This window comes from Acidaminococcus sp. AM05-11, assembly GCF_003472805.1.
In the GTDB taxonomy this organism is placed as follows: domain Bacteria; phylum Bacillota; class Negativicutes; order Acidaminococcales; family Acidaminococcaceae; genus Acidaminococcus; species Acidaminococcus hominis.
In genome coordinates this window covers 48,909-68,260 of sequence record NZ_QRMX01000012.1, presented here as the reverse complement: position 1 = coordinate 68,260, position 19,352 = coordinate 48,909, and the positions used below count along the sequence as shown (strand labels likewise).

The following is a 19,352-nucleotide window of genomic DNA, read 5'->3' as shown; positions in this document are numbered from 1 at the left end:
CGTAGAGGTTTATATTATTAGGAACTGTCTACTTGACGGGGAGCACACCACTTTCCACCTTGATAGAGGCTTTATTGGTCACAGAAGAGGCAGCGTTGGCCGTTACCTGAAGGGTAGGATTAGTGACGGTTTTGTTTTCTTCATCGGTCGTGGTGGTATCTGCACCAGTTGCGGTCAGCGTTCCGTCCACAGTGACCTGTGCCGTATTCTTGACCTGGGCATAGTTCACCGCTGCAGAAGGAATCAAAGCCGAAATGTTTTGGCTGGCCTTCTTGCCTTCTGCTTCCACGCCGATAACAGCTTCTGTCTGGGCATCGGCGGTGACGTTCACGTGTTTGCCCTGTACCCGGGCGCCGCTGCCTATGGTAATAGCAGCCTGGTTTTCCAGGAGAGCCACGTCGGCCCCTTCTGCCAGGACATAACTGGCATATTCTTCCGCCTTCCCAGCCACAGAATCTCCCGTATCCACATATGTATTGTTGGCGCTGGCGGTAAGGGTGACGTCTTCTGCTGCCGTAATATTGCCTTGTACGTTGACATTGGCTATGGTCTTGGCATAGCCGCTGGTAACGTCTGCGACTACCGTGTCGTCCCCAAAGCTGGTGCCGGCGTCTACAGCTGCGTCTGCCTCCGCCTTGGCCTCATCGTAATTGCCATTAGAGGCTTCTGCCTTCAGTTCCACGCTACCGGCTGCGTTTAATGTCCCATAGCTATCCACGCTGGCAGTAATGGTTTTGGGCGCAGAAGCAAGACCCAGGTTTTTGCCGCTTTCGGCAAATTCTGCGTCTGCTACATTTTCGTATTCGGCTTTGGCTGCCAGGACCAGGTCTCCGCTGCCCGCTTCAGCCGTTACTTTTAGGCCCTTGTTTTCCAGGCCGGCAGCCGTCTTCTGAGCAGCTGTTAGCTTCACCACATTGGTGAAATCCGTCACGCCCGTGTTGATGGCAGCGCCCGTTTCCAGACCGTCTGCAGCCGTGTCGCCCAGGGTTTCCCCTGAGATATTCTTGCCCACGGCAATGCGGGGAGCGTACATTTTCACGTTATTGGTGGCGTTGACGGTACCCAGGACCGTAATGGTACCGCTGGGATTCAGAGGAATGGCCAGATTCCCCGACTGGATATTGGCCAGCAGCTCAGCAGCATCACTTTCCTGCAGGGTTCCGTCAAAGCGGTTTTGCAGGCCTTCGTAGGTCATTTCCTCCGCAGACCCGCTGGCGGGAGTCATCACATACAGGGAGCCTGTGTTGATGACGCCAGTTTTGCCCACCGCCATACCATTGGGGCTCAGGAAATAGAGGTTGCCCCCGATTTGCGCGTTGTGGATGGAGTTCAGCGTACCGTTAATATCAATACGGGTATCCACAAAGTTGATCAAGTTTCCCGCTTCTGTTTTCGGGGTTTCCGCAGTATGGAAATACAGGTTTGCTATATCATTTTGGCCCAACTGGAATTTTTGAAATTTATTGATGGCGTTGCTGCCGTTCCGTTTTTGGGCTGCAATATCGTAGGCGCCATTGTTATTTGCAGTATACGCCTTGCCACTGCCATCGGTAATGTTCGTAGCTGCCAGCGCCGCATAGGGATTTACCAGCATGCCTGCTGCAGCAATGGCAGAAAGGATTTCGTAGGACAGACGGGCTTTGCCTTGCGTCTGCACAGAATGCGGGTTTCCCCGCTTGGTTTTATGGGAAAAGTTCCGGTTGCTCATAGGTCATGCCTCCTTAGAAAGCGCTGTTAAACGAAAAGTAAATCCGCGTCCGGCTTTGTTCTTCTCCGTTAATGGTACGGAGCAGCGGGAACGCCAGGGCTGCATTCAGGGACATATGGTCGTTGATTTCTGCCGTTACACCAACGCCGGTGCCCACCAGGCTCCGGTCCCCAAAGGCACTGCTGCCCCAGATCCGTCCGCCATCTACGAAAAGATAGCCCTTCAGCCGCTGAGATTTCTCCAGGGGGAAGCTGTACTGGGCGCTGGCCGAAAAACCGCCGTCGCCGCCAATCAAGCTTTCCTTGTAGCCCCGGACACTGTACATCCCGCCCAGGTAGAACATTTCGGCAGAGGGCAGGTACTGGGTACTGGACAGCTGACCGTCCAGCCGCAGGGTCCATTGCTGGCCCGAGCGGAACAGTTTCTGATAGAGCATATTCGTTTCAAATTTGCCAAAAGAACGATTCCGGTCGTTCAGGTCCCTATACCAGCCGTTCCGGTAACCGTACTTCTGGTAGAAGACCGTGGACCGGCCATAATCCAACTGGTCGTAGTACAGGAAAAGTGTATCAATAGTATCATCGGTCCAGTGGGAACGCAGCCCCAGGCTGGTACCGTAGTCGGTTTGGGATTTCTGGTGTCCGTATTCAAACCCCCACTCCGATTTCAGCGTATCCGTCGTAACAATCGGGGAAGTGAGCGATGCCGTCAAGGCGTAGGCGTGACCCCGCACCCCCAAAGGTTCAAAATATCCGTCCGTAATATGGACACTGTTGGACGTATAGGACAGCCCCGCCCGGGTACCCGTCCGGTTGATGGGCGTATTGTAGCTGCCCGAAACGGCTTTCATTCCCTCTGACCGCAGGGTACTCAGGAAAAGGTGATCCCGGTTGCCCGAAAGATCCCGGTCCTGCCAATAAGCCCCTACCCGGTAAAGACCGCTGGTGTCGCTGCCGGCATTATCTGCAAAAATACCGGCCACCTGTTTTTGGGGCTCCGCCACCGTAATCACGTAGTCCGTGGTTCCGTCCTTTTCACCAGCCTTCAGCGCAATCCGCAGCTGGGCATCATTGGTGGAGTTGAACCGCAGCAGATCCTTGTTCAGCTGCTGGATATTCTGCACCTTGCCGCTGTCCAGGTGAATCCGGTGCTGAATATACGCTTCCCGGGTGCTGCCCTGGCCGGTGATTTCCACCTTGCCGGTTTTCCCCTCTACCAGGTCAATGTGCACCGTCCCCTCATGGATGGTCTGGGGCGCCAGAAAAGCCCGGCACGTCACATAGCCCTTGGTGCGATACAGTTCATTGATCCGTTGCACCACAACATACAAATCGTCCAGGGAAACCTCTTTCCCTTCATAGTCCTTGACGATGGCCCCCAGCTCTTTTGGGGACAATACCTGGGATTCAGGTATAACAAGCTTTTGCAGCACAAAATGGACGGTACCCTCAGGCTTTTCGCCTTGGTTCTCCGTCCCTTCCAGCAATTCCGTCCGCCGTTCTGCCGCTATTTCCCTGGCCAGGCGCTGTTGTTCCAAATACTGCCGGGTCCTGTTCAGCTGCACCCCGGAATCAATATACCCCTGAGGCCGATTCGCAGCACTTTCTGCCGCCCCAGCTATCGTCAGCGGTACACTGCTTCCCAACAGCAAAGACAGCAGCAGCCCCCGTATCAGCAATTCCTTTTTCATAAGAATCTCCCCTTCTTCTTAAAACAACTCATTTTTTACATTAAACCTCGTTATTTTTAACAGAATATTCAGTTTTTATTTTTTTGTACCACAATGAATCCCGTTTTATAAAATTTTCTGTTCCCACCATTTCTATGTTATCTACAGTATACCATGCATAAATTTGAAAACAATTATACGAAAGTATACTCTTTTTCCTTTGCGACACAAATTTTGCTAATTTTACGTATAGAGGCCAAGCAGCCAGTGCGGATTGTTCGAACTCCCGTTTTACAAAACACGAACTGCGGACGCTTGCAGTCCTGCCAGACATTTGCCTTTCCCTGTGCCCCCTGCCGCTCCCCATTTCAAGAGAACCCCCAGCCTGCTGCATTTTTTCTGGAAAACCGGGTAGCGTCCCCATCCCTAAGACCAGCACCACGGCCAGAATCACTGCCTGCACAAAAACACTTACAATTTGTCACGTTCCCTCTCTCCTCACAAAATTCATATGATTTCTTTCATTACCTTTTCTACATATTGTAACAACTTATCAGCAAATTTTTTCACCCATAACCTGAAAGGGCGGTTTTTCGGCACGAAAAGTTTCTTGTGGGAAAATTTGGGGGTGAGTGCGGTCAGCGGGGTGTAGTGATGTGATGCCGGGCAATCCTGAATTTGAACCCTATACCGTTTTCGCCTCAAAAACATGACGAGAACGAGGAGGCGTGAAAAAATGGCTTGCGAGCTCAAAAGAGTTTGCAAGCCATTTTTATTGTTCTTTATAGCCGTATCTTAATAAACTTCCTCAGTCATTCCTGCGGACTGACGTTCCCTACAACGCTTTGCGGCCGCATCCAAACAGCCCACAAGTTTTCCCATGGATGTTTGGTCAATAAGGCCTATGCGATAGCGGGATTGGTCTGGCCCCTTCAAGAGTTGCGCTCACATCCAAGAGCATGTTAGTTTATCAAAATGCTCTTGGCTAATGTGAGCCATGTGATAGCAGCCCAAGAAGCAAACCCGCAGGGCGCGGCTGATTGGAGCGCTGCGAACCACTAAGGGGCTGTCAGCTCTATGAGCTGACTGGGGAAGTTCTAGGACGCAGCTGAGCAGCGAGCCACGAACCGCTCAGGGGCCAGTCTTAGGCCCATACGAGTCAAGTGCAAAACGGGTATAGGAAAAGAAAGCATAGTACGTAGATGATTGCAACATCTCTTTTTATCACATGACTAGTAGTGGATAAGAACGCTTCCTGAGTGGTTCGCCGTGCTCCGTTCTCCTTCACCCTACGGGTTCGGCTCACGGACGGCTATCACATAGGTCGCATATTCCAAATGTCCTTGAAAAACGGCATTGACATTTGGATGCGACCGTAAAGCGTTGCGGCCGCATCCAAACAGCCCGACAAATTCTACAAATGGCTGTTTGGTCAATAAGGCCCATGCGATAGCTGCGGTTGGCATGCCTCCTTCAAGCGTGAAGGAGGTGGCAGCCGCTAGGCTGACGGAGAAAGTTTCTGATTGTAAGGCGAAAATGACTGGCTAGCAGCGAACCGCTCAGGAAGTGTCACTGCTAAGCGACGATAGAAGTTTAATTAACACAGCAGTCCCCCATTAAAACTTCCTCAGTCAGTCCTGCGGACTGCCAGCCCCTATTTGCCCTAATTTCCACTTTTTTTATTGACTGTATATAGTTATCTTATGTAATTGACTATTTCTTAAATGAGAATTTATGTTTTCTCCTAATTTTTGTAACTATTAGTTCAAAATAGTTCCTATTTTCATGATTGTTAAAATAAATAACTATGTTTCGGATAATAATTATTGATTGTTGTTGTCTTTGGTGATACTATACAAGTAAGGAAGTGGGTTTCCTAGAGAGAAAAAAGTGAAGCCCTCTTCCAGCCAGGAAGCTGCCGGGCAGCCGGTGCGCTGGGTTCTCACCCCAAAGAGAAGGCCAGCAGCGGGCTACCCACCAGGTACACTTTCTGGAGTCAGTCCATTAAAACACCCGGGTTCCAGCTTGGACCCCATTCCCGTTTGATGGACGGCAGGATGATTCCAGTGAGTCATCCAACTAGGCGAGATAATTTAGCGGTTGTCTTCGGATCCGCTGGCCGGTCAGCGAATCACTTGACGGACCACAGTTCCCTTGAATCGTTGGTCCCAAGTCCACACCGGACTTGCCAGCTGCGAGGTACTTGGCAGGATCCCTCCACGATGGGACTGCTGCAGACACCCCGACAAAAAGCCAGCAAGGACGATCCCCCAATCGTCCCTTGCTGGAAACCGGAAGGTGTGCAGCAGGCAGGGTTTCTGCACCATCGGCAGCACCTTTCCCCAAGGCACTACCATTCCAGAAACCTTCTGACAAGGAAACGCAGCAGATCTCTTCCCCTGAGATTGGCAATATCGAAAGACCGGGGTCGCCATTCCCCGGTTTATCCCCAAGTTTGTTCCGGCAAGTTACCTTGAGTTTCTCAGTACCCCCTCCCCATAATCAACGGGCTTCGGGTGCCGGAACTGGATCCGCCGTTCCCCCTATAACGACTGGTCCACCCCAAAGCTTCGGCACTTCACCTGTTGATCGGAGTACTGACCTCCCCCTAAAAAAACTCAGGTACGGCCGGGCAAGCGATCATCTTCGATAAGTGTAGTAGGAAAGTTTCTGAAACCCCATTTCAGAAACCATTTGTAGCAAGACCTCCAATAATCCTCCTATCATTGCGGTCATGGGTTCCCCATCCATGACCGCCTTTTTAGTTATGTAAAATATCCTAAAGCAAAACGCGAAAAGCCCGGTACCTCTGTGCAGGTATCGGACTTTTCGCGTTGATAAGAGGAGTTGTGCAAACCTTACAATCCGGCAACAAATTTTTGAATGGCCGTGATGTACAGCGGATTGTAGGTATTGCCGATCAATATGGACATAGCCGGGAAAATAGTCCAGGCCATATTGGCCCAGCCGAACTCATCCATTACGGACTTTTCGTTGGCCACGGCGTTGGGAGCGGCTCCCAGCCCTACTCCCACCAGGCCAGCAACCATAACGGCTGCGTTGTAATTTTTCCCGTACATATAATACGCAATAAAAGTACCAAAGAAACAGGCCAGCAGGACCTCACCAATGAGAATCAGCAGCATAGGACCTGCCACAGCAAACAGTTTGGTCATATCCATGGTCATCAGCGTCAAGGCAATAAAGAAATCCAGCATAATATGTTCCAATACGGAAATTTCTTTTTCTGGAATCTCAATTTTCAGGGCTTCCATTACGTTGCGGCAGATGACGCCGGAGAACAAGCAGCCCACAAAGTAGGGCATTTCTACCTGGGGAATCAGTTTCAAAACTTTGTAAACGGGTACGCCCAGGCCGGCAATCAGCAGCAGCATAAAGAACGCCGTGGATACTTTCTTGGTATCCAGAGGATGTACTTCTTTTGTGTTGGTTATTTCTACGTTCTCCTGGTCTTCCGGAAGTGGCTGCAAATGATGGGTCTTAATCAGGTATCTGGCAGTGGGGCCGCCAAACAAGGAGGCAACCACCATCCCAAAGGTACCGGCCGCTACGCCAATGACCGTAGCGCCATCACAGCCCAGCCGTTCAAAAATAGGGCCAAAAGCACCCGCAGTCCCTACACCCCCGTACATGGCAGCCGAACCACAGGCAATCCCAATCAGAGGATTGACCCCAGTCATTTTGGCAATGGCCACGCCCACGATATTTTGTAGCGTAATGAGAATCACAGAAGCAATGGCAATCTGTACACAGAGCTTGCCGCCCTTACGCAGCAGCTCGGCAGTAAAGCCAATTCCCACTGCCGTAAAGAACAGATTCATGGACCAGCCAGTGAGCTGGCCCGTCCACACTACGCTGATGCCGCCGTACACTTTCAGCAGACACATCAGGATACTTACCAGCAGTCCAGAAACCACTGCGGCAGGAATACAAAAATCACGAAACACTTTCACCCTAGCAACAATATATCTTCCTAAAAGTACGACAAAAGCGGCAACCCCTGTTGTAGTCAGTAAATCCAGCGTGATTTTCATGATATATTTATCCTTTCACGGAATAGGATTTCAGCCCCTCGCACAAATCTTTGTAAGCTTTGTACAGCAAATACTGCGGAAAATCGGTATGGTAGTGGGAAATGCCCTTGCATTTGGCGAATTCAGCGGCATCGCTGGGCTGCAGCACCTGGGCAGAACAGCTCTTGCCATATTGCTCACACAGGGCAGCGCAGTCCAAAACCGCCTGTTTCACCTTGGGATGAAACACTTGTCCAGGAACCCCCAGGGCAACGGCCAAGTCGATATTACCGATGGAAACGGTATCAATGCCCGGAGTGGCAATGATTTCTTCCATATTTCGAACCCCTTCCACCCCTTCAATAATCACGGAAACCGCTACTTCCCGGTTGGCTTTGGCATAGCAGCCAGCCCGGTCCACGCCGTACCCATTATTACGGGTAAAAGGACAGGCTCCCCGCACCCCTTCCGGCGGATACTTGCACAGGGCAACAGCCAATTTTGCTTCTGCTGCATTGGTAATTCCCGGCACCTTGATGGCAGAAGCCCCCATGTCCAGAGCCTTGCGGATACTGGTTTCGTCCAGCCCAGGCACCCGCACCATAGCGGCCATTCCGCAGGCATCACAGGTACGGATCATGGACATGACTTCCGTCATCGTCAGCTGTTCATGTTCCAGGTCCAGGATAACGAAATCCACCCCAGCCTGCTTCATGACCTCAATGGCAGTATCAGCAGGAAAAGTAATGTAGCTGCCAATAAATTTCTCGTGTTTTTCCAACAATGATCTGAATGTAGTCTTCATGGTTTTGCCTCTTTCCTTTTTTGCACCGGTGCACTCTCGCTAAAACAACTATAGCACCGGACGGAAAATTCAGGAAATAGCAATAAAAAATATCGCTTATCCAAAAAATGAATAAGCGATACAAAGCATTTCTGACTAAGCCTTCAACCCTTTTGCCCGTGGTTTGCCAGCCACTGCCGGAAGAACTTCTGGAACAGCGCCGCTTCCCGGGAACTCTGGGCCGCTTTCAGGGAATTCAGGGCCAGGTGCAGCGTCAGATTCGAGTCAGCAAAAGGCCGAAAGATCAGATCATAACCATACCGTTTCAGCTTGCTGCAGAACTTGCTGGGCAAAAAAGCCACCCCATTGTTGTGTTCCACCATGGACAGCATCAGATCATGCTGCATGGTTTCCAACAGAATGTGGGGCTGGATGTGATGCTCCGCAAAACCCCGGAGAATCTTGTCGTGCAGCACATATTCCTCCGTATAAAGAATGATGGCCTCACTGCGCAAATCCGGATAATCCACCTGCTCCAATTGTGTCAGCGGATGGTTCTTGGGCAGCACCACACTGTGGGTATCCTGCTCCATCCATTCCCCCTGAAATTCCGGATTCCCCCGAGGATTGAAAATACCAAAGTCCAAAAGCCCATCCTGGAGAAGCTTTGCAATATGCTTGGGCCCCGTTTCCAAGAGAGATACCTTGATGTTGGGATAAGCCTGCTTGAAATCCCCCAAAATGGCACTGATGGCCGTGTTGGCCGTAATCAGAGGGATACCAATATAGATGGTTCCGCAAAGCTTCTGGTCATCCCCTTTGCCAAACCCCTCCAGATTGTGGAAAGCCACCACCTGCTCCCGGGCCAGCGGCAGAAACGCCGCCCCCGCATCCGTCAGCCTGACCTCATGCTTGGTCCGGCGAAACAGCTGAACCCCCAGCTCCTCCTCCAGTTCCTTGATGGTCCGACTTAACGTAGGCTGAGAAATATGCGTCCGCTCCGCCGTCTTGGTAAAATTCAAATACCTGGCCACTTCCATAAAATACTCCAAATGCCGTATTTCCATACCATTCTCCCTATCCAGAAACAAAGGTGCGTTCCTTGCCCAGGCCCAGCCTCGCCGAACCCTAGTCCGTTTATCCTGCCCTTATTATACCATGAGGAACGTCAGGGAGAAAAAGCAGCTCAGCCTCTGAAAAGCATTTCCTTGCTTTTCAGAGGCTTGTTGATTATGTGATTTTGGCAAAAAAGCTCTTAGAACAAACTTTGTTCTTGGTTCGGCTGAGCTACTTCCGGTTCCAGAACCAGTTCTTCGGTCTCGCCTACACTGGGGAACCCAAAGGCTGCCCGTCCTTCTTCCAAAAAGGCGTCCCGGTCTTTATCCTGAAAGAACAGAAAGGCCCGCATATGGAATTTGGAGTAGTAGCCGGAATGCTTCTTGGCTAATTTCTCCATTGCAGAGAAGACGTTCTTGTCTACGTAATACCCTTTTTGGAATCCTACCCGGGAAAGTTTGATTTTCTTTTGGGTATGCAGGCAATGGTCCACATAAAAGTGATTGTTGCCATACCTCTGATCATCAGAAACCTGCATTTCTTCTGCATTGAACACTTTTCCCTTAGATAAATTCTGTTCTTCCCGATTTTCATAAGGCAAGCCATATTTTTCCCGCCCAGCCTTTAGAAAGGCAGCACGATTGGCAGCGGTAAGAAACAAAAAAGCGCTCATATAATACTTGGAATAGTACCCATTATATTGCTCTGCCAGTTCATAGATTTCGTCAAAGAGCTTTTTATCTACCCGATAGTCTTTTTGAAACCCCACCCGATAAGCAATTTTCCCCTTCTTGGTAAGACAACGGTCCACATAAAACCGTTCATTTTCATATCTGTCCTTCTGCAATTCTTCAGTAGTTTCTGTTGGGTTATTTACGTTTGCTTTTGGTAGCTCTTTCAGGGTGCCAGTTGGTTCCCAAACAAAACCTTCCCCGTCAGGATTGGGAAGTCCAAAGGGTTTCATGCCTTCCCGTAGAAAATTATCCCGATTTTCTGCGTTGGAGAAGACAAAGCATCTGTCACGGTTCTGTGGCTGCCCCAAATAATGTTGGGCTAGTTCGGCAATGGCTTGTTTTTCCTGTTTCCGCATTTGGCAAGTTGGGCGAAGTTGTACCCGATACACCATTGTCTGGGTATCTTCATCCCTATATTGATCTACGAAAAATTTTTCATTGCCTTTTTTTCCACCGTGTACAGGCGCAGCTAAATTATTTTCACTTTGAGGTACAGATGCCTGATTTGTTGACTGCTCGGGCTTGGTATTTGGCTTCTCTGCCAATTTCTCCTGCCTATTGCTTGTAGCTGTCGCTACAAAACTGTGCCCTGCGGTTTGTTGGGGCGCAGCAGGCTTTATCGACACTTTCCTGGATTTCGCGGATTTCGCTTTGGGCTTTGGTGCAGTAGATTTCTCTCCTTTTTGCTTTGGTACACTGGGCATTTCCACAGCAGCCTTTACCTCAGGCTTTTGCTCCAAAGACGGAAAGTCGTAATAGTTTTTTCCACTTACCAAAAATTCTTCCCAACTGTCTCGGTCCACAAACAGAAAAGTTTTTGTGCTTTCCACAATGATTCCGTTTCTTTTAAGGACTTCTTGTTTCATTCCTTCCCAGGTTATAGGCATCGGCTGGTACTTTGCCTGGAGGCCCACCCTATACCACTGTTTTCCAGTTTCCTGGTCTACTGCAAAATCTGCATAAAAGCGCTTGTTTGATACCTGGTACTTTCCTGGTCCCGTTACGGGTTTTAGCAGGGTGGGAACAGCTTCTGCTTTTTGGGTTTCTGGTTCAGAAATGACGTCGTTCGCCCAATCATCCTGCTTGTGCACAGGGGTATTCTCTAAAGCTGACTGCAGCGTTTTCGCCTTATTTGGCTCCCGGACAATAGTTTTCTGCATCGTGGTCGCAGCTTGGTTATCCATTTCTTCAGGCGGGAACTCAAATAAAGGTGGCTCCTGGTTCTCTTCCTCCAGGGAGATCTGCAGCCACTGCTGCCCCAGAAGCCGCTTCTGCTTTATAGGGGGAAGTTGTTTCCGGCTTCTCCGGTGGCTCCTGGGCTTCCGTAAAATCCGGCGTATCCGCCTCCAGTTCCTCGCCTTCTAACACTAGGGCTGCCCGCCGTTTCACTTCTTCTAACAAAGCGGTGGTTTCTGCGGCTTGGGTGGGCTCATCGCTATAGGGTTGAATGCCGTACTGGTTCAGCTGTGCCACTACTCGTTCAATGGCCGCAGCCTTGTCCCGGTAATATTCACTGCCCCGCAGACGGATGAAGGTCCACCCCAGACGTTCTAGAATGGTCTGCCGTTCCATATCAGCAATAATCTTATCCGGTCCGGAATGGAACTGCTCCCCATCACATTCCAGGGCAATTTTTCGATTGCCATCCACTACTACCATGTCAATGCGGTAGTAACCTGCCTGCCACTGCTGCACCAACTTATAGCCCCTAGCGGTAAGCCGGGTGGCAACTTCTTCTTCAAAAGGCGATTCTGCCTTTTCCTGAATCTGCTGGGCTTTTTCTCGCAAAGCTTGGGGATTACTGGCAAAATCCAACAGGGTTTTCCGAATATCCCCATCCTTCAAATCTATAGCCGGATTCAGGGAGTTCACCACCCATAGCTGGTCTCTGGCACGACTTGCCGCAACGTTGTACCGTCTATGGTAATCATCGCTGGGATCGGTTCCAGTCAGTTTCAAAGGTCCTTTATGTTCTGTATTGCTGTCCACCATACTCAGTAGAATAACATCTCGTTCATCCCCTTGGAATTGGGCGGAATCCCCGCAGACAATCTGCCGTTTTTCCATTTCCTGTACCGTCAGTTTTTCCAGCAGTTTTTGGAAAATCAATTCACCCTGTTCCGTCCCCAATAAGGAAATAACGCCAAAAGTCTTGCCTCGATATTCCGGCATGGTAGTCATGGCCTTTACCAAGGCCGCAATGGTTTCTGCTTCCACTTCATTGACTTTTTTGGTATCATGCCGCTTCCCAGGAACGCAGTAGTTGACTACGGCAGGCAGCAGCTGGGAGCTTCCAGCATCCCGCAGAGGAAGAATTTTATTGTGGTAGCAAAGATGGTTGCTGTAGGCAATAATATCGGGCACACAACGGAAATGTTCCAGCAGCATGGACGATTGGCACATGACCTTCACCAAGTCGTAAAGAGAGGTTTTGGCATCATACACTTCCCACTGGGGAATCAAATTTTTTAATTCTCCCCGAATGGCGTCTACTTTATCCGATTTTACCCCTACCGCCATGGGGCTCACCTGACGGTCATCCCCCACCACCAATACTTGTTTGCCCAGGAGTAAAATAGGTAATGCCGTAATGTCAGCCTGGCTGGCCTCATCCACAATAACAAGATCAAAGCGATTCACGCCTACGGCCATGTTCTTGTATACCATATCAAGGGGCATAATCCAGGCTGGTACTGCACTTTGGCATTCCTTCATTTTATTGCGGGCTTGCTGTATTAGGTTACCTGCACGTTTTCCCTTACCTTTGCCGATTTTTTTATAGAGCGTATCCCAGGCAATGAGTGATTGGGTCATCCTAGGCTGATCAAACAAGCGTTTACTCAAAGCCGCCCAAGCCTTGGCTGCCACCAATTCTTCTGTGGCCTTGCGCAGTTCCTTGCTGAGCTGGGCATGCTGCTGTTCCAAATTTTCCAGAGAGTCTTGGCTCAGCGCATCAAGGAGCTGCTTGAATTGCTGCCACTGCCAAGCCTCTGTCAGGTGCTCTGGCGGCTGTGCTTTTCCATGTCTGCCTTCTCTCCGAGCTATGGCGTCCGCCCAGTCAGGGCAGACAGGCTTCAGTGCCTCTAGGTATTTCCAACGCAGCTGGAGTGCCTTATTTTTACTCCGCAGTTTCTTGATTTTGTAAAAAATACTCTCATAGGTGTCCAAATCCTTGGCGATATAAGCTTTGACCAATTGCTGAACCGGTTCGTTATTCAAGCTGCGATACCGTAGCAAGTTCCTGCCTTGGGAATCCAGGTCCCCTTCACTTGTTTCCTTGCTGGCACGGAATAGGCTGTGAATTCTTAACAAATGAGGCAGGGTATGCTGTACCAATTCCACCCAGCGATGCAAAATAGTTTCTGTATCCTCAAAAGAATCGGAGGTAAATAGCTCAGCGCTGGCAATGCCTGCTTCAGTTAGTGCCTTTTGCAGCGGGACCAGCTGCTGGCCGTACCAAGCCAGATAGAAAGGAATTTCTTTTCCCATCCGGTAGGCAATTGTTTCTGGTTCTCCCTTACTCTTTTCCGTCAGTTCCTGGAAGGAAGGTGTACCGGGACATACTCCCAGTAAAGCATCCCAAACTACGCCGCAGGTTGTCCGGAGCTTTTTAAGGTGAGCAGCTTGTTCTGCAGCCAAAAGGTCTTCATCCGTCTCCGGCACCTGCCCGTTGACCAGCACGGTATCCTTGACCAGCTTGTAATAGGGATTTTCTTTGCCGGCCAAAGATTTCAGTTTTGCCATAAAGCCGGTCTTAGGCTTGGCCAGCCCATTCTCCCTTACTACCTTTAACGCTTCCTCTGCTTGCGCCAAATCTGTATTTTCAATAAAGCCAATGTTTTTCCCCAACTGACTGGCTGCAATTTCGGACGCATAGTTATAAACTGTCTCAATTTGCTGGCACAAATTCTCCCACTGCTGTTTTTTCCCAGGAATCAGACTGTCCAAAATCATGGTAAAATGCCGGGGTTCCAATCTTTCCATTTGACTTCTGTAGTTTTCAAGCATTGCGCCAGGGACAGTTTGCTGCACTGTCATATGCAGCAAATGGGGCCCCTTGCGCAGTACCAGGGTGCCATCCAGCACTTCACAGGAAGCTCCCAACTGGTGAACTTCCTGCTCCAGTTCCTGCCAAATTTTCTCTTTCTTTCTCAACAGCTCTGGTTGAGGAAGAAGTTCCAGCTCGGGCAGCTGAAGCATATTTTTCTCATCTTCAGGAGATAGGCTTTGGTTCGTAGCATATAGCTCCTGCAGTTCCTCTGGACTCAATGGCAGCGCCGCAAAAGCTGCTCCCTCAGGGGCAATAATTTTCCCTGGGAGAATATCCTGGAGGGTTGCTGCCCTCTCCTGTACCCATTGGGCTATTTGTGCTAAAGAATAACTTTGCCCATCATAGATATAGCTGGCAATTTCCTGGTTCCGCAGTCTATAGACACGTCCCCGCACGTTTTCCAGATGGACTATCAAATCATTTCTGGCTTTTTCCTTTTTCTTGATTTGCGACTTCAGCACAGCAGGAGAAGCTTGGTTTACGTGGCTCATGATTCCCTGTACCGCCCGGGTGCGTTCATCGGCAGCATCGGGAAGTGCTGCCACACAAAGATCCTGCACCGATTCCGGCAGCTTGGCTTTTAAGACCCGCAGGGCTTTAGAGGTATAACTGGTGACCAGCACGGTTTTTCCCTGGGCCAGATAATGCCCCATCAAATTGGCAATGGTATGAGTTTTCCCGGTACCTGGAGGGCCTTGAACTACCACCGCGTCCATTTTTTCCAATTTCTGGGCTATTTGAATTTGTTCCTTGTTGGCTGGTTTAGCCAAAAGAATTTCGGGGTCTTCACCGCTAGCCAAAGCCAGGCGCTTCTCCAGGGGCAGCTGTTCTAAATCTTCTTCCGCAGAAACAGGCAGTGACAACTTATCCCCGGTAAAAAACAGCAGAGGTGTTTCTTCCTGGGGATACTCTGCAATATGTGCTTTGGCGCCTTCAATGAAATTGCCCAAGCCGCTGACCTTGTTCCGCACGAAAAGCGTTGGGGCCATTTTTAAAAAGGCCAGATTTCCCCCAGGAGTGTAGGCAGGAAATGCCTCCTGCTCTTCCAAGAATTGGGATTTGGGACCCAAGGCCTGTACCAACGTCTTCAAAAAAGTGTAAGCTGCAGACCGGTCCAAAGGATGCCAGTTATGCTGGTGCAAGAGCTGCTGTTGTTTGACAAGTTCAACCCGGTCAATAGCCGGTACATCCAGCAGCATTCTACTGTACAATTCGGAAGGATCGTCTCCGCTGGTAATCAAGATGCGATAGTGTTCAGAGTCAAAATGAATTTTAAGCTTTTTTAACAAAATCGGATGATCTGTCAGCAGTTGACCACTCTCAGAATCATAAATTCGCAGTTGGCCATTGCCCAGCATCAGTTCCAAATTGTCCTGCTGCCGCAGATTGATATACAGGGTATAGAGTTTGCCAAAGAAATTATCCAGCCGGATAATTTCCAGCATTCGGCTCCGCCAGGCCAGCCGTTCTGTAAGCCATTTTTTGTAGTCCTTTATTCTTTGGCTATCTTGATCAAAGGCTTCTGGCATAGCCTGATTCTCTGCTGCCTTCAAGCCTTCTCCCTGCATGTGGGACTGAATACTTTCCTGGAGCTTGTCATAATCAGCTTGCGTAAACCATTTGCCTTGACTAAAGTACGCATAATGTTCTGGTTGTTCAAGGCGATAATTGTCCCACCCCGGCTGCAGCCAAGCTTCCAATTGCTTAGACGGTGCAGGACAGTTGGGCCGCTTGGGCCGCTGCAGGGACAGCAGGATCAAATCCCCCTCATCGCTTTCTGGCGCATCTTCCTCATCTGCGTAGTAAGGCCGCAGATATTCCTGATCCCAGGGAATATCTCGGTAAAATAGGGACCAGACCTGCTGGCCAATCTGGGTAATCACTTTTTCTTTGATTTCGCTAAAGCTCTTTAAAAAGGACAATAGGGTAAGTTCCTTCTCAACAGCTGAAGGGATTCCGTTTACCTCACTATTCTCCATGACATTTGTTTCCCCCATATATTTCACCATAATTCCACCCTTATTCAGGCAGGCATTGCTGCCATAATTTCCATATTGCTGCATATATGCTCTATTATATCCAAAAACTTCCTTCCCGTACACAGAAAAAGGGCTTATTATAAGTTTTTTCACAAATTCGTTTCTTTTTCTTGAGTCTGTGTCAAAATATGGTAAAATAAAACGTAATCTTGTAACCCTACACTACACATAAAGGAGCCAATTATGCAACCTATCGACGTTGGGTTTTACTCCCTATTCCCTCCCATCATTGCCATTGCCCTGGCACTGATCACCAAAGAAGTTATTTCCTCCCTGATGCTGGGCATTTTGTCCGGCGGCCTGATCTATGCGGTATTTTCCGGCGGCGGGCTGGTAGCCATGAGTTCCATTGCTTTCGAAATCATGGCCAAAACCGTGGGAACCATGGACAAGTTCTACATTATCCTGTTCCTGGCCCTTTTGGGCTCCCTGGTGTGCGTGGTCACCAAGGCCGGCGGTTCCTATGCCTACGGCAAATGGGCTACCCAGAAGATCAAAAGCAAGCGGGCGGCAGAACTGGCCACCAGTCTTTTGGGGGTACTGATTTTCATCGACGACTATTTCAACTGCCTGACGGTGGGCACCGTAATGAAGCCGGTCACCGACAAGTACAAGGTTTCCCGGGCCAAGCTGGCCTACATCATCGACACCACGGCGGCACCGGTGTGCATCATTGCTCCTGTATCCAGCTGGGCTGCGGCGGTAGGTTCCACCCTGTACGAAACGGGCGCCTTCTCCAACGAGCTTTCTGCCTTCTTTGCCACCATTCCCTATAATATGTATGCCATTTTGTCCATTATCATGGTGGTGACCCTGTCTGCTACAAACCTGGAATTTGGTCCCATGGCCAATGCAGAGTGGGAAGCGGAAGAAAACGATAACCTGGGGGCTATCGATACCATGATTACCCAAGGGGAAGCGGAACCCAACACCAAGGGTACGGTGCTGGACCTGGTGATTCCTATTCTGGCCCTGATTGTCTTCACCATCCTGGCCATGCTGTACACCGGCGGCTACTGGGATAAGCCCATTTCCTTCCAGGAAGCCATTGGCGCCTGCAATTCCTCTGCCTCCCTGGTGCTGGGCGGCTTCTGGGCTCTGGTGGTGGCATTCTTCCAGTTCGTTCCCCGGAAACTGATTTCCTTTAAGGATTTTATGAGCAACATCACCACGGGCATCAACACCATGGTGCCGGCCTACATCATCCTGACCCTGGCCTGGACCATCGGTTCCCTGTGCCAGAACTACCTGGGCACCGGGCAATACATCGGTATGCTGGTGGAAACCAGCCAGCTGCCCACGGAGCTGATTCCGGCCATTGTGTTCCTGGTAGCTGCGGGGCTGTCCTTCTCCATTGGTACGGCCTGGGGCACCTTCGGGATTTTCATTCCTATTGTGGTTTTCATCTGCCAGGCTACCCCGCCTGAAATCATGACGGTGACCCTGGCTGCTACCCTGGCAGGTTCCGTATTCGGGGACCACTGCTCCCCCATTTCCGATACCACGATTTTGTCCAGCTCCGGCGCTGGCTGCAATCATATGCAGCACGTGAGCACCCAGATCCCCTACGCCTGCCTGGTGGCCTTCTGCTGCTTTGTCAGCTACCTGGTGGCTGGGTTCTCCGGCGGCAATGTGTATCTGACCCTGGTTACGGGCATCGGTTTATTGGCCCTGACCCTGGTTGTGCTCCACAGAAGAGCCAAGGGCAGATTGGCGAAAAAAGCGTAAGCACCTATGAAAAAAGAGGTTCCGAAATAGTCGGAACCTCTTTTCTTATGCGATTTTTCGTACGTTAGCCGCTAGTTTGTGGGGGCTTAGTGCAGAAGCAGCGCTCCAATGGGGTAGCCCACAAAGGTCATGGTCAGTACGGCCAGAATGGCGAAAACGCCGCCCCAGATGAACATATCCTTGGCGGTGGTCCATCCGGAGCCGATGGCCACGGTGTTGATGGTGGACTGGCCGGCAGGGGTCATGTTGCAGATGCCGGCGCCAAACCCAATCAGGCACACCACAGCGCCTACGCTGAGGATGCCGGCCGGCAGGGCCTGGCAGACGGACAGGGCTACAGCGCTGACCACGGTGGTGGTCACGATGTTGGAGGAGAAGTTGGTTTCCAGGATGCACCAGGCGAAGAAGAACAGAATCAGGCCGAAGGCGGGCAGCCCGCCGGCAATGGGAGCCAGCATACCGCTGAGCCATTCCTTGACGCCCATACCATTATGGGTAAGGGCGGAGCCCAGCATGGTGGCGGCGCCGGTCATGATGATGGAGGCCCACAGGACGCCTTTGGTCATGACTTCCCGGAAGTTCATAATGGGCTGGCCTTTGTCCCGGGCAATGAACAGAATGATGCAGCCCAAAAGGGGCGGCATGGCCGTGGTCCATTTGCTGACCATTTTGTAGAGGCCCGGGTCAAAGCCCTTCACCAGGCTGGGACCCACCCACAGCAGAACGGTGAGGGCCATGGTGCCCAGGATAATCCATTCTTTCCGGTCTGCCTTGGGAACCATGCCCCGCAGGGCCATGGCCTTACTGGGGCTGATTTCCCCAATATCCGCCGGGCGGAACACAAACTTGAACACCAAAAGCAGGAGCAGCACCAGTACAATGCCGGTGGGAATGCCCATGGCCATGTACTGGAACTGGTTCACGTCCCGGCCGGTGGCGGCGGTGTAGTAGCCGATGGCCATGGTGGGCCATACGTGGCCAATGGCCGTCATGCCGGAAGACAGGCTGATGCAGAAGGCCGTTCCCAGCATGATCATATTGCCGGTGGGAGACCCTTTCTTCACTTCCAGCACCTGGAAAATATCCTCCAGGAAGGGCATAAAGGCAACGAACAAAACGGAAGGAGAAATAAAGAGTCCCATAAAGGTTACGGCAAACAGCAGAAAGGTCACAAAGGACCAGGGCCCTCTCCGGGCTACCCGGTTGGTGATGAAGCTGACGGTGCAGCGCCGGACAAAGTGGGTCTGGGACAGGGGGTACACCAGCATGAAGGTGAACAGCAGGAATGCCACGGTGGTATTCCCCAGGGTTCCCTTCAGGGTTTCCCCAAAGCCGAAGCTGGGCAGAAAGCCCAAGAGCAGCACGGTAATCAGGCTGGGCCAGTCGATGGAGATGGTAATCCACATCATCAGGGAGGTCAGGAAGATGCCCAGTACGGCCAGGCCTTCCTGGGTAAGGGGTGCCGGGGCGGGCAGGCTGCGGACCAGGAAGCCTGCAGCCAGGGAAACCACCAGCCAGAACGTATCTTTTTGGGATTTGGTCATGGCAC

The 19,352-nt window shown here is 50.8% G+C and carries 10 protein-coding genes; 1 reads left to right on the top strand and 9 read right to left on the bottom strand.

The window, feature by feature from the left end:
* Positions 1-28 precede the first annotated feature (28 nt).
* From DW089_RS07480 to DW089_RS07440, 8 genes are all read right to left on the bottom strand, one after another.
* On the bottom strand, positions 29-1,708 hold the full coding sequence (locus DW089_RS07480) for a leukotoxin LktA family filamentous adhesin (RefSeq protein ID WP_118287023.1): 1,680 nt from the start codon (positions 1,706-1,708) through the stop codon (positions 29-31).
* A 13-nt stretch (positions 1,709-1,721) separates the two neighbouring features.
* Positions 1,722-3,398, bottom strand: a complete 1,677-nt coding sequence (locus tag DW089_RS07475) for a ShlB/FhaC/HecB family hemolysin secretion/activation protein (RefSeq protein WP_118287022.1) — start codon at positions 3,396-3,398, stop codon at positions 1,722-1,724.
* A gap of 40 nt (positions 3,399-3,438) precedes the next feature.
* A complete protein-coding gene (locus tag DW089_RS11480) occupies positions 3,439-3,840 on the bottom strand; it encodes a hypothetical protein (RefSeq protein WP_118287021.1) in 402 nt (133 codons plus the stop codon).
* A 2,395-nt stretch (positions 3,841-6,235) separates the two neighbouring features.
* On the bottom strand, positions 6,236-7,432 hold the full coding sequence (locus DW089_RS07460) for a sodium/glutamate symporter (protein ID WP_118287019.1): 1,197 nt from the start codon (positions 7,430-7,432) through the stop codon (positions 6,236-6,238).
* Positions 7,433-7,439: 7 nt separating this feature from the next.
* Complete coding sequence (locus DW089_RS07455; protein ID WP_105326032.1) at positions 7,440-8,216, bottom strand: HpcH/HpaI aldolase/citrate lyase family protein; 777 nt, start codon at positions 8,214-8,216, stop codon at positions 7,440-7,442.
* A 143-nt stretch (positions 8,217-8,359) separates the two neighbouring features.
* Positions 8,360-9,262: a LysR family transcriptional regulator gene (locus DW089_RS07450; protein ID WP_118287018.1), complete on the bottom strand. Its 903-nt coding sequence runs from the start codon at positions 9,260-9,262 to the stop codon at positions 8,360-8,362.
* A 188-nt stretch (positions 9,263-9,450) separates the two neighbouring features.
* Entirely contained in the window at positions 9,451-11,169 is a 1,719-nt protein-coding gene (locus tag DW089_RS07445) for a hypothetical protein (RefSeq protein ID WP_118287017.1), read from the bottom strand.
* Between the two features lie 16 nt (positions 11,170-11,185).
* A complete protein-coding gene (locus DW089_RS07440; RefSeq protein WP_158572338.1) occupies positions 11,186-16,015 on the bottom strand; it encodes an AAA domain-containing protein in 4,830 nt (1,609 codons plus the stop codon).
* Between the two features lie 243 nt (positions 16,016-16,258).
* Here DW089_RS07440 and DW089_RS07435 point away from each other — a divergent pair, with 243 nt between their 5' ends.
* Positions 16,259-17,803, top strand: coding sequence for a Na+/H+ antiporter NhaC family protein (locus tag DW089_RS07435; RefSeq protein ID WP_118287015.1), 1,545 nt, complete (start codon positions 16,259-16,261; stop codon positions 17,801-17,803).
* A gap of 86 nt (positions 17,804-17,889) precedes the next feature.
* Here DW089_RS07435 and DW089_RS07430 read toward each other — a convergent pair whose 3' ends face one another.
* Positions 17,890-19,347, bottom strand: coding sequence for an anion permease (locus DW089_RS07430; protein WP_118287014.1), 1,458 nt, complete (start codon positions 19,345-19,347; stop codon positions 17,890-17,892).
* Positions 19,348-19,352 lie beyond the last annotated feature (5 nt).

Coding starts and splice junctions, on each gene's coding strand:
- DW089_RS07480 (WP_118287023.1), bottom strand. CDS start 1,708: ATGAGCAACCGGAACTTTTCCCATAAAACCAAGCGGGGAAACCCGCAT.
- DW089_RS07455 (WP_105326032.1), bottom strand. CDS start 8,216: ATGAAGACTACATTCAGATCATTGTTGGAAAAACACGAGAAATTTATT.
- DW089_RS07435 (WP_118287015.1), top strand. CDS start 16,259: ATGCAACCTATCGACGTTGGGTTTTACTCCCTATTCCCTCCCATCATT.
- DW089_RS07475 (WP_118287022.1), bottom strand. CDS start 3,398: ATGAAAAAGGAATTGCTGATACGGGGGCTGCTGCTGTCTTTGCTGTTG.
- DW089_RS07450 (WP_118287018.1), bottom strand. CDS start 9,262: ATGGAAATACGGCATTTGGAGTATTTTATGGAAGTGGCCAGGTATTTG.
- DW089_RS07440 (WP_158572338.1), bottom strand. CDS start 16,015: ATGGAGAATAGTGAGGTAAACGGAATCCCTTCAGCTGTTGAGAAGGAA.
- DW089_RS07460 (WP_118287019.1), bottom strand. CDS start 7,432: ATGAAAATCACGCTGGATTTACTGACTACAACAGGGGTTGCCGCTTTT.
- DW089_RS07445 (WP_118287017.1), bottom strand. CDS start 11,169: ATGGATAACCAAGCTGCGACCACGATGCAGAAAACTATTGTCCGGGAG.
- DW089_RS07430 (WP_118287014.1), bottom strand. CDS start 19,347: ATGACCAAATCCCAAAAAGATACGTTCTGGCTGGTGGTTTCCCTGGCT.